Annotated in this window: 6 protein-coding genes; 1 reads left to right on the top strand and 5 read right to left on the bottom strand. The window is 49.3% G+C overall.

The features are described from left to right. Positions 1–89: 89 nt before the first annotated feature. Both ACSR9A_RS17745 and ACSR9A_RS17740 read right to left on the bottom strand, forming a co-directional pair. The gene (locus ACSR9A_RS17745; protein WP_473758636.1) at positions 90–1,061 is read right to left on the bottom strand and encodes a YndJ family transporter; all 972 of its coding nucleotides are present in this window, start codon (positions 1,059–1,061) and stop codon (positions 90–92) included. A 145-nt stretch (positions 1,062–1,206) separates the two neighbouring features. Next, positions 1,207–2,118, bottom strand: a complete 912-nt coding sequence (locus ACSR9A_RS17740; protein ID WP_473758635.1) for a helix-turn-helix transcriptional regulator — start codon at positions 2,116–2,118, stop codon at positions 1,207–1,209. Between the two features lie 97 nt (positions 2,119–2,215). On the opposite strand from ACSR9A_RS17740, the gene ACSR9A_RS17735 reads away from it, so the two are divergent. Beyond that, on the top strand, positions 2,216–3,160 hold the full coding sequence (locus ACSR9A_RS17735) for an alpha/beta fold hydrolase (RefSeq protein WP_473758634.1): 945 nt from the start codon (positions 2,216–2,218) through the stop codon (positions 3,158–3,160). A gap of 173 nt (positions 3,161–3,333) precedes the next feature. Here the strand turns inward: ACSR9A_RS17735 and ACSR9A_RS17730 are convergent, their stop codons facing one another. The 3 genes from ACSR9A_RS17730 to ACSR9A_RS17720 all read right to left on the bottom strand — a co-directional run bounded on the left by ACSR9A_RS17730 (position 3,334) and on the right by ACSR9A_RS17720 (position 11,213). Further along, positions 3,334–4,272 carry an NADP-dependent oxidoreductase gene (locus ACSR9A_RS17730; protein ID WP_473758633.1) on the bottom strand — a complete coding sequence of 313 codons (939 nt, stop codon included), beginning with the start codon at positions 4,270–4,272 and terminating at the stop codon, positions 3,334–3,336. Positions 4,273–4,648: 376 nt separating this feature from the next. Next, positions 4,649–4,786 (bottom strand): hypothetical protein, encoded by a 138-nt coding sequence (locus ACSR9A_RS17725; protein WP_473758631.1) that lies wholly within the window; start codon positions 4,784–4,786, stop codon positions 4,649–4,651. Between the two features lie 244 nt (positions 4,787–5,030). Next, positions 5,031–11,213, bottom strand: a complete 6,183-nt coding sequence (locus ACSR9A_RS17720; RefSeq protein ID WP_473758630.1) for a rhamnogalacturonan lyase family protein — start codon at positions 11,211–11,213, stop codon at positions 5,031–5,033. Between the last annotated feature and the right edge of the window lie 113 nt (positions 11,214–11,326).

Raw genomic sequence — 11,326 nt, 5'->3', positions numbered from 1 at the left:
AAGATTGTTAAACGGCCTTCGTCCTGAATTCAATGGGACTGAGGCCGTTTGGTTTTGTATGTAATCATTCAAAAAAGTAGATTACTCATCTATTCTCGTAGGCAGGTGTTTTTCTTCATAGAGACTACCATGTACACCCAACCAATCAGTCCACATAAAACAAAACCAAACGCATGCAGAGATCCGTAAATGGGAATGAAATCGAGTATGGTTAAGGAAAACATGTTTTTCAGCAACGGATAGAAAATGGAAAGGACGACAACCGTGTAAAAGGACAAGCAAGAAAGGCGTAAAAAGAAGGCTGCCTTATTGTGTAAAGCGTTCCTCCTCAAGTAAGCAAGGAGATAAGTGGTGTAAATCACAATATTACAGGCAAACAAAGTGACACCAATGTACTCAATTGGCTTGGAGAAAATCATGCCAATAGCGATCAATATGGGTCCGACGATATCGATGGCAACGACCCAGGGATACCAGCTTTTCTTCGTCATGATCCGTCCCAGTACACCAATAAAAATCGGAACGATAGCAGCTGAAAAATGAAAGTGGACCGAGCTTAACGCATGCGTTGCAGGATTAGCTTTGGAGAGGTTAAATTGATATTGATATAAGGTAAACCAAATGCCCCCGATAAAAAAATAAACGAGTCCCGCGCCAATCGCTATTTCCGCTGTTTTTCCCTTATGAATAACAATAGTGGTCAAGCCATAGATGCCAAGCAGCAGTGTGAACAGTAGCCACCCGAGGGAGAGAACCCCTGGTGTTGCCGTGCTTCCTAAACCCCACATCTTATTGCTCATTACGGAGGCTAGGGTAAGAAGCGCTGCGGGAAATTGAAGCCATTTAATAGCAGCATAAAGCATTCGTTGATGGTTATTCTTTTCGTCATGGTTCAAAAGTAAAATCACAAGAGGTACAATGACGAAAGCCGCAAACAGTAGAAATTTATCAACAAGCTCGAATTGGAAGTAATCAAGATAAAATATAAGAATGGTAATGATTCCACCGGGAATCGCTGGTACTAATAATGATTTCATCAGTTGCTTCAGGGAACTATTCATGGCGGTTCCTTTCTACCTTTGTTTGGCGTAATACCTGCCTACATCCAGTTGTTTAACATTCTTTAATATAGATAGGCGATTCTCTTTTTAGTAGTTTAACACATTTATTTGTCGATATATGGCCTATGCCGAGTCGGGGCCTTTATCAGGAATAGTTCTCCATCATTTGATATAAATAATTTCGAAAGTCTTCAACATAGGTTTTGGGCTCTGCAACTTTAAGATGAGTGCCGAAGCCTGCTATAAATTGAAATCCCATATGATTTTGAGGGACATAAATGGTTGCTAATAAACATCCAGAACTATGGTCTTCAATACTTCTTCGACCATACCTTTCGATGATTTGATCTTTTATGCTAGGCGATATCCATGCCTTAATCGTGACGAATGGCGGTAGATAACTTGCTTCGTGTCCTTGCTCTGGCCAATCATCTCTAGGATGAAACGCGCGTTCATCCATCATAATATGATCGATCCGGGATAGCTTGAATGTGCGATATCCTTGTCGATGTAAACAGAATCCTTTCAAGTACCAACTCGATTCGCTAAAATGCAGCTCATAGGGCTCGACCATTCTATTCGTTACAGCCCCGTCTTTATCTGTATAATCAAACGAAACCAGCCTTTTCTTTAAAATGGATTCTTGACATGTCTTTAACGTTTCAAGAATCTCGGACCGACCTTCCCAATCATAAAACGACAGTTGAATGGAACGATTCAGAGACAATGGACTAACCATTGCCTCTATTTTTTTTATCGTTCTTTCAACTTCTTCAGTAAAGAGGATTTGTTCCAATCCGCCAAGTGCAATTAATATATTCTGTAAATCGGAGCTGCTTAAAAGGCGTTTATCAACCTTGTATTCATCTATTATGCCGTAGCCGCCTTTGACCCCATTGACCGAGTAGATCGGGATGTTCGATAAGCTCAATGTTTCCATATCGCGAAGGATCGTTCTTTTGGAAACATTGAATAGTTGTGTGAATTCCTTTGTAGAAACAACCTCTTTTTTCAGCAATATCATGATAATCGAAATGAGTCTCTCCACTTTGTCCATAATTACCCTCTTTTTTCTACATGATTTCAGAACGGTGACAACAAGATGTCACCTTTTGTCCATTATACTACATGTATTACAAGAAGGAGGAATTGCAATGTTTAATCCAACCGATTTTCCCAAGCCCACTCTTATTTCAGTCAAAGGTGTGGAACTCGAAGTCTTTGAAGCAGGCCGACAAAATGTCGGAAAACCCATTGTCCTCTGTCACGGCTGGCCAGAGCATGCCTTTTCTTGGCGCCATCAGATGGCCGCCCTTGCCGCCGCGGGCTACCACGTCATCGTCCCAAACCAGCGGGGTTACGGCAACTCATCCCGTCCGACCGAAGTAACAGACTATGACATTGAACACTTGTCGGGTGATCTTATCGCACTTCTCGATCACTACGGATACAAAGATGCCACCTTTGTCGGTCATGATTGGGGTGCAATGGTCGTTTGGGGACTGACCTTATTGCATCCAAACCGTGTAAACAAAGTGATAAATCTGAGCTTGCCTTACCAAGAGCGCGGAGAAAAACCCTGGATCGAGTTCATGGAAGAAATACTTGGCGGCGACTTCTATTTCGTCCACTTCAATCGACAACCAGGTGTCGCAGACGCCGTATTGGATAAGAATACGTTTCGGTTTCTTCGCAACCTGTACCGCAAGAACGAGCCTCTCAGAGCACCTGAGCCAGGCATGGCGATGATTAATCTTGCCAACGCGGAAACACCGCTCGGCGAGCCCTTGATGAATGACAGCGAACTGGCCGTTTTCGTATCCGCCTTTGAAACATCAGGGTTCAGGGGCAGTATAAATTGGTACAGGAACCTTGACCGTAACTGGCGCTTATTGGCAGACGTGAACCCAATTATCCAACAGCCGACCCTCATGATCTACGGAGATCGAGATGCGGTTACGAAGTCTGAAAACCTGACAGAGTTCGTGCCCAATGTGGAAGTGGTCAATCTGGATTGCGGTCATTGGATCCAGCAAGAAAAGCCGGAAGAAACAAACCAAGCGATTTTGAGATGGCTGGAACAGCAGGATGCCACCTAGTCCAAAGAGTGTTTCAAGGTTGAGCCTGCCCTCCGGCTTGACCGGAGGGTGGAACAATACAATTACCCAGAATAGCTTGATGTAAATGAAGAAAACAACACTAAGTGTGAAATGCACTTGTGTTGTTTTCTTGTTTTACTATCATCCTAACTTCTATTTCATACATGCTGTTGTTAGATTGAGTTTATGTGCAGCAAAATTCTTCCGCGTCCATGTCTTGATTCGCTTTTCTCCAGTGCTTTATTAGCTTCATTTAGCGGAAATATGGAATCAATCGCTGCTTTAATCGTACCGCCCGCAATTAATTCGGTTAAGGTCTGCAGATTCGCGTGTGTTGGGAATTTGGTGTTAAATTTAGCTGCAACGCCATGCTTTTGAGCGTTCTCTTGCGATGGGGCCTGAGTCAAAGAGACGAGAATCCCTCCCTTCTTAAGAACGGCCCATGATCGATTTTCGGTCTCTCCTCCAATGGAATCGACGACCAGATCCACTTCTTGGACGACGTCTTCGAAAGCCGTCATCGTATAATCAATGACTTGATCCGCCCCCAAAGACTTGACGAAGTCCACGTTAGAGGTTGAAGCCGTAGCGATCACGGTCGCTCCCTTCCATTTGGCCAACTGAACGGCAAACTGTCCAACGCCGCCTGCTGCTGCATGAATAAGAACGGTTTGGCCAGACTGGAGTTCGCCTTCAGTGAACAACGCTTTCCAAGCTGTTTCGGCTCCTGCTTTAATCGTTGCTGCATCTTCAAAGGTGAGTATATCGGGCATCTTGACTAGCTCCTGGGCTTTTGCAATGCCATATTCTGAGTAGGCTCCTCTAATACTGCCAAAAATACGATCACCGGGCTTATAATCCGTTACACCTTGCCCTACCTCTTCGACTACTCCGGAAGCGTAAAATCCAGGAATGTAGGGGAAGGTTACAGGAAAAACCTCTTGGAGCCAACCGTTACGGATTTTATAGTCTAGCGGAATAATCGTAGCATATACGATGCGAACGAGCACTTCATCCGTTTGCGGTTGGGGGCGTTCAACCGTTTCTACCTTCAAAACATTTGGACCACCATATTCATTGACCATAATGACTTGCATTGACTTATTAGACATGCTTATCTCTCCTTTGTCACTCAATATTTATTAAAATTTACAGTTAGGTTTCTAAAGATGCGGCTGCCCTACATTTCTATAATGTGAACGAGCCTTGCTGAATATAGAGAAGCTTGCGGGAAAATGTGTTACCGAACTGATTTCATTTTCAATTATGTGGTCGTCAACATATTCGATTAAAAACAAGATACCATTTAAATATGTTGCCGTCAACATAAATAAAAAAAGCTGCCCTATAGGCAGCCCGGTGATAATATACCGGTAGCTTCGATAAGCGCAACCTCACCCTCGTCTAATAACCACAGGTCATTCTGCTAAACGTTCTTATTCAAACAGGCTTTCAATCAGCTCCCACGTCTTCGATTGTGTAGATACATTAAAATCCTCCGCCGCCAATAACAAGCAGACTTAGCTTCTGCCACCGCTTGTACATCGACATAAATCTCGGATAAATCAGGGAAATCGTAAAGATAATCATAACAAGGACAGCTAGTATTTGCAGGGCTATGCGCATGATGGGTTCTCCTGTTCCTATCTTAAATCTGGTCTACTAAGCTTAAAGCTTCATCACCATATTTCAAAGGGAATAGCGACCTACACCTTCCTATGAAAAATGAAGCTCTCCTGCCGTTTTAATCCCCGCCTTATTTGAGAAGCCCACTTTCTGGTCTGGCTATCCTATCGTATGCCTTGTTCAATGCCTACAGCCTGCCTCAGGCGCGGATTAATCCGCCCAAGGCAGGCTGCTGCTGCTCTTCCTATTTGGTTACGTTAACCTCCATCTGGCTGCTTTCCGTAATCCCGCTATCGTTGGATAGCTCGACGCGGTAAGCGTAGGTGCCTACAGCGCGGTCCGTTATTGTCGTGGATGCGCTTTGCACGCCAGGCGTATTCGCCGCCAGTGTCTGCGTATCAATCAGCGTACCATTTTCATACAAACGGTATTCCGTGGCGTTCGTTCCCCACCACATGTTCATTGATACCTTGTAGCTGCCATCCCCATCCCAATTGTCATTGGACAGCACCGGCTGGCCTGGATAAGCGTCCTTAACCGTTACAGTATGAGGGGTGCAGCTGGTCGTACCGAATGAATTGATTAGCTCGCAGGTGTACGTATACGTACCGTTTGCTTTGCCTATTATGTCGAATGAAGAGGACTGTGCAGACGGCGAGTTGTCGCTCAATATTTTCGTCTCAATCAGCTCGCCGTTCTCGTACAGCTTATATACCGTTCCATTTTGCCCATACCACAGGTTCATCGTCACTTTATAGCTGCCATCCAGCAGACCATTGTCATGCCCGTTATTGTCGGAAAGCACAGGCGTACCCGGGATGCCGGTCGCCTTCTCTGCTCCCGTCACGGTTATGGCCACGGTTTGTGTGGCTTGCAGCCCTGCCTCATTGACCGCTGTTGCTGTAAAGGTATGCGTTCCGGCAAGTCCCGCCATAGACAGCACCTCACCGTTTGCTACTGAATTGCCGTCAAAAGACAGCGCCAAGCTTCGAATGCCCGATTCCGGGTCCTCTGCCGTTACCGCCACCGTCCAGCTGTCCGACTCGGTCATCTGCTGCGGCGGAAGCCCTGCAATAACAGGAGGAGTTGTATCCTCCTCCTGCGGCGCACCCACATACTGAATGCGCGGCATTGGCGGCTCCTCCATGCCTGCTCCCAAATAGAAGCTAGTGTGCGGCGGCTGGTTATAGGCTACATTTTGCCAAGCAATACCAAGTCGGTATACCGGATCATGCATTAGCGTTCTAATGCGGTGCTCCGTTACATCGGTCGTCGTATAAATGCGCAGCTCTGAGCTGTCCGTAGAACGCCACATGACTTCCTCTCGCCAGTCGCCGAACAGATCGGCCTGCAAGCTCGGATTGGCCTTCGTCGAGTTGTTTGAAGAAGCGCCGGTCGCCGTAAGCAGGTTGACCGTTGTTTCATTCGTGTAATCCCACTTGTCGATCCGATTGCCATCCTGCAGCTCACGCAGCAAATCGCCATCCCACCATACGCCGAAGTTGGTCGAGGAAGGGATTTTGGTTGTGATCAACTCGCCGCGGGCATTGTACAATCCAGTGATGGGAATGTGCTGCTCATTCGTAATTGTAGCCGACCACATTTCCTCACCGATATGGTTAGGATCAATATCCGCTGACAGTCCGCGTCCGGTATCTATACCGGTGAAGACGCCCCAAAGGATTTCTCCCGTCGCTGCATCGCGCATCTCCATACCGTATTTGGAATCCGTATGCTCGTGTACACCAAACACTTCAAGCCCCGGACGCGTAGGGTCCAGATCGCCAAAATGCAAAGCATCGCCATGACCAAGCCCTGTGTTGTAAAGCGGCTTGCCGTCATCGTCAATCGCCATTGCGCCAAACGTAATTTCATCCTTGCCATCGTTGTCTACGTCGCCAATTGACAAGTTGTGGTTGCCCTGACCGGCAAACGATCCATAACCCTCCGTATTCGAATCAAATTTCCATTGCTGCGTCAGCTTTCCGTCACGGAAGTTATAGGCAGCCAGAACGGTTCTTGTATAATAACCACGGCTGAAAATAACGCTCGGATGCTCACCGTCCAAATAGGCGACGCCCGCAAGGAAACGGTCTACCCGATTTCCGTATGCATCGCCCCAGGCGCTGACATCGCCGCGCGGCGGATCATAGGCAACGGTATCCAGCGCGCCGCCGTTCAAACCATTGAATACGGTCAAAAATTCTTGCCCCAGCAGCACGTAGCCGCTGCTATTGCGATGATCAGCACTCGGATCACCAATAACACGACCGAGGCCGTCAATCGTTCCATCCGCTGTTTTCATCGTTACCTCAGCGCGTCCGTCTCCGTCGAGATCATAAACCATAAACTGCGTATAATGTGCGCCGGAGCGGATATTCGGCCCCATATTGATGCGCCACAGCCGTGTGCCATCCATTTTGTAGGCATCCAAGTAGACGATGCCTGTGTAACCCGCCTGGGAATTATCCTTGCTGTTGGATGGTGTCCACATCAATACAATTTCCAGCTCCCCGTCCCCGTCAAGATCGCCGGCACTGGCATCACCCGCGTTGTACGTATATGGCTGTCCGTCCTTGGTATAATCATCGGCAGGCTTTTGCAGCGGAATGGACAAATAAGATTGCGTCCAAACACCGAAATCTGCGGTCGCCTGCTTTTCTGCGCCGTTCAGCAGAGTCGTTACCCGGTAGACGGAGTTGTCCGTTCCCGCTGGGTCAAGCAGGTTCGTACTGCCTGTAATTGGCTCGGCATTTACCTGCACCCCGTCCCGATATACATTGAATGCGATCGACGAAGGATCAAGGCCCAGCATTCGCCAGCCGATGTAATTGCCCTCGCCTTGCTTCACTGCGACCGGAGCACGGTCCAAGTTTTCCATATCGCGGTACAATACGGTCACCGCAGGCGTCTCCAGACTCTGAGACAGCTCGGAAATACCGCCCGCATTCACAGATGCTACCTTGTAGTAGTAAGGAATCGTCGTCAGCACCGTAGTGTCGGTGTAGACAGCTTCCGCCGATTTTCCAATCAGCGTATAGTCGCCATCCGTTTTCACTGCGCGATAAACATAGAACACTTTTGCATTGCCAACGGCATCCCAGTTAAAAGTCAGATCGTTTTTGTTCGTTTCCACAAGCGTCAAGCCTGTCGGAATGGCCGCCTTCGGCACATTCGGATCAACCATCGACACGGCAAGCGCATTGGAGCCTACCGACTCAAATCCAGTATCGTCAACCGCTGTCACCGTATACACATAATCCAGACCGACATCGGCTGTGGTATCAGCAAAGCTAAGTGCAGTGGTCTCTGTCAAAAGCTCAGCGCTTGCAGCTACAGCAGCCTGCCGGTATACACGGTACGCCGCGGCACCGTCCACTGCATTCCATGCAAGAGTTGCCGTTACAGGCTCGTTCTCCAGCTCAAGGCCCGTTAAGGCAAGGCCTGTCGGCGCCAGCAGCAGCGGCGTAATTTCCAAGCCATTCAAATGGGCCGTTTGGCCGCTGAATACGAGGTTCATTTGGCCGTCTTTCACTGCAATTTGATTGAATACCCGCTCCGCAATAGAAGCGCGGCCGGAAGTGATCGTGCCATAATCTGCGCCTTCGATATTCACATTGGTGCGTGTGGAGCCAATCCAGTCTCCCGTATACGTTTTGACCGAATAGGAACCGTTCGGCAAATCGACCTTAAACTCATAGCTGGCATTGAAATAAGCAACGAAATCGCGCCGCAGGTCATCGGTGCCCGTACCTCTGTCGCGGTCGATCATGCCTGTGCTGTTCGTCAGCCCATAGCCGAGCTCAGGTGTATACAGCACATCGCGCGTAATTTCAGTATAGCCTGCTGCAACCGGTGCTCCTACGGGCCCAAAATCGAAACGGTACTGTGCCGATTTAGTCGTTATGGACACTGCACTGGAAGGCAGCGATTCGCCGCGGCCATTAACTGCCGTTACCCGCACCGTATAAGATTGGCCCTCCAGCATTCCGCCAATTGTTAGGGTAGGCACCGTTGCTGTGCCAATCATGGCGTAGGCCGATTCCGGCTCGGAAGCCAGCTTGCGGTAGATTTTATAAATATCGGTGTTGTCCGAAGCGCTCCACTTCAGCACCGCACCGGCATTGCTGACGCTGCCCGCAGCCAAATTAACTGGTGCATCAGGCACAGCATCAGGCTGCTCAATTTCGCGGGCAAAGTCTGCCAGCGGTACTGGAAGCTGTTCAATGCCGCCAGCCAGCAGGCGAGCAATTTGAATCGCCCCATACTCCTGGAAATGCGTATTGTCCGCAGAGCCGTTCGGGAAAGCGCCATAAATGCCTGGCTCCACATGGAGGAACACGGACAAGGAAGCTTGCGGTCCAATCGAGTTGTAATAGGCAATGCTGAGCGCACTCAGATCAACCAGCTCTACATTCAGCTCGGTCGCCACATCCTTCATTGCCTGTACATATTCCGGGAAGCTTACATTAAAAATACCTGTTTCCGCATTGAAATCGCGGCGGCCCATCGGTGTTACGAGAATCGGCGTCGCACCGCGCTGTCTCGCGCCGTTAATGTAGGTTTTCAAATAGTTTTTGTAGTCAGCGGGCGAAGCATAGCGCTCTGGGATGCTAATCGTCGCATCATTGTGGCCAAACTGGACAAGGAAGTAGTCGCCTGGACGAATCGTCCGCAGCACTTCATCAAGACGGCCCTCTACAATAAAGGATTTGGAGCTGCGTCCGCCAATGGCATGATTTTTGAAAATAACATCATTGCTGAAGAAGCGCGGCAGCATTTGGCCCCAACCAGCCTGTGGCTCCCAGTAGGGATCATAGGTTTGAACGGTAGAATCCCCCGCAAGATATACCGTCTGCCGCTCTCCGGCCTGACGCTCCTGCTGCTTCTTGATGACAAGAGCATTCAGCTTGGGCGCGGACCCGGTAAATGCAAGATTGAGCTGCCCATCCACAAGCGCCAGCTGGAAGTCCATCTCTAAATATTGGCCAGCTGCTTTGCTGGTCAACTGTACCTTCTGCATGGTCTCGGCCTTGATCGCGATTTCGGATGCTTCGGCCGCATCTCCTGCAATGAGCGAAACGGTGTAATCGCCATTAGGCAGATCAACATTAAAGGTTCCACTCGCAGGCGTGACAAAATCTGAACGCAGCGGATCAGCTGTTCCACGGTTGCCTGAACCGATATTCGAAATGTCGGTAAAGCCGTATTTCAGCACAGATGTATAGGCGGTCTCGGCGGTTACACGGACATAGCCGTCAGCGAGCTCGCCCGAACCGAAATCGAAGCGAATGGTATCGCCTTCCGGCAGCGTAGTAGGCGGCACATAGGCAGCGCTCTCTGCAACAGCAGAGGCTTCCGACTCCCCGCGCACGTTAAAAGCTTTCACGGTGTAAAATTGTGGTACAGACGTGTCGACGCCTGCATCTGTATAGGCAAGCACCGCCGATTGGCCAATTTCTACAAAGGGACCTGCTGCCGTATCGGCACGCAGCACCTTGTAGCCTTCCGCTCCCTCGACAACCGTCCAGCCCAGCACGACTGCCGAAGATTGTACGGCGCTGATGCTGAGATGGCTTGGTGCCGCTGGTACCTCAAGCGCTGGTATTGTAACCACAGCGGTAGGGGCACTTAAGGACGACTCCAGCCCGGCAGCATTGACGGAGGAAACGATGTAGCTATAGCTGCTCCCCTCGACAACCGTTGTATCCACATAGGAGGTCGCTGCTGTCTCGCCTGCAAGGACGGGAGCGGCTGTGCCCTCTGTGCGATAGAGCTTATATTTAACCGCATCTGCGGCCTGACTCCACGCAAGCGTCACATCCTGCGGTGTCACACGGCTCACCGCAAGCCCGCTCGGCGCTTCGGGCGCAGCAGCTACTACCTGCTCAATGACGATGCCGTTCAAATAAGCGTAGCCTGTAGTTGCCGAAATATCGACTGTAAGCTGCCCGTCATTTACCGTTGTCCGGTACGTGCCATGAATGACCGCCTGACGCGTAGACAGCGTGCCAGATGCGACTCCTTCCAAGGCAATATTCGTTTTAGTCGTGCTTGTCCCGGTCAGCAAATCGCCCGAATAAACCGTGACATCATATTCGCCACTAGGCAAATCCGCATAAAACGAAAAGGAGGTGCCGAGGACAAAATCATTCGTCAGCTCATCGCCGCCAGAGCGGTTCCGGGATGCCAGCGCGATGCTCAGCCCATAGCCAGCCTCAGCCGTATAAAGCTGCGATTCGCTTACGCCGATAAAGCCTTCCTTAACTGGACTTGAAGCTGTGCCAAAGTCGAACCTCTTCACCAGCTGCTCCGCTTCGTTTGCGTATGCCGTCTGAACGCCAAGCGGCAGACTCTGCAAAACAGTGGTCCACAAAACCGCTGCGGCAAGCAGCAGAAACATCATCCTTTTTTTACTACTTAACATATAAAAAAATCCCCCCATTTTCTCCAATGATTTGCTTGTCCGTTTCACAACAAGATTCGACTTTCGGTTAAACTGCGTATCCGTTTTTACCCTCATTTTAAGTAAGCGTTTAC

Source organism: Paenibacillus sp. R-74696 (assembly GCF_055814915.1).
This window is presented reverse-complemented; position numbering and strand designations above follow the sequence as displayed.

What these genes read in the sequence shown, in the direction of transcription:
- ACSR9A_RS17745 (WP_473758636.1), bottom strand. Translation starts at nt 1,061, where the DNA reads ATGAATAGTTCCCTGAAGCAACTGATGAAATCATTATTAGTACCAGCG.
- ACSR9A_RS17740 (WP_473758635.1), bottom strand. Translation starts at nt 2,118, where the DNA reads ATGGACAAAGTGGAGAGACTCATTTCGATTATCATGATATTGCTGAAA.
- ACSR9A_RS17735 (WP_473758634.1), top strand. Translation starts at nt 2,216, where the DNA reads ATGTTTAATCCAACCGATTTTCCCAAGCCCACTCTTATTTCAGTCAAA.
- ACSR9A_RS17730 (WP_473758633.1), bottom strand. Translation starts at nt 4,272, where the DNA reads ATGTCTAATAAGTCAATGCAAGTCATTATGGTCAATGAATATGGTGGT.
- ACSR9A_RS17725 (WP_473758631.1), bottom strand. Translation starts at nt 4,786, where the DNA reads ATGCGCATAGCCCTGCAAATACTAGCTGTCCTTGTTATGATTATCTTT.
- ACSR9A_RS17720 (WP_473758630.1), bottom strand. Translation starts at nt 11,213, where the DNA reads ATGTTAAGTAGTAAAAAAAGGATGATGTTTCTGCTGCTTGCCGCAGCG.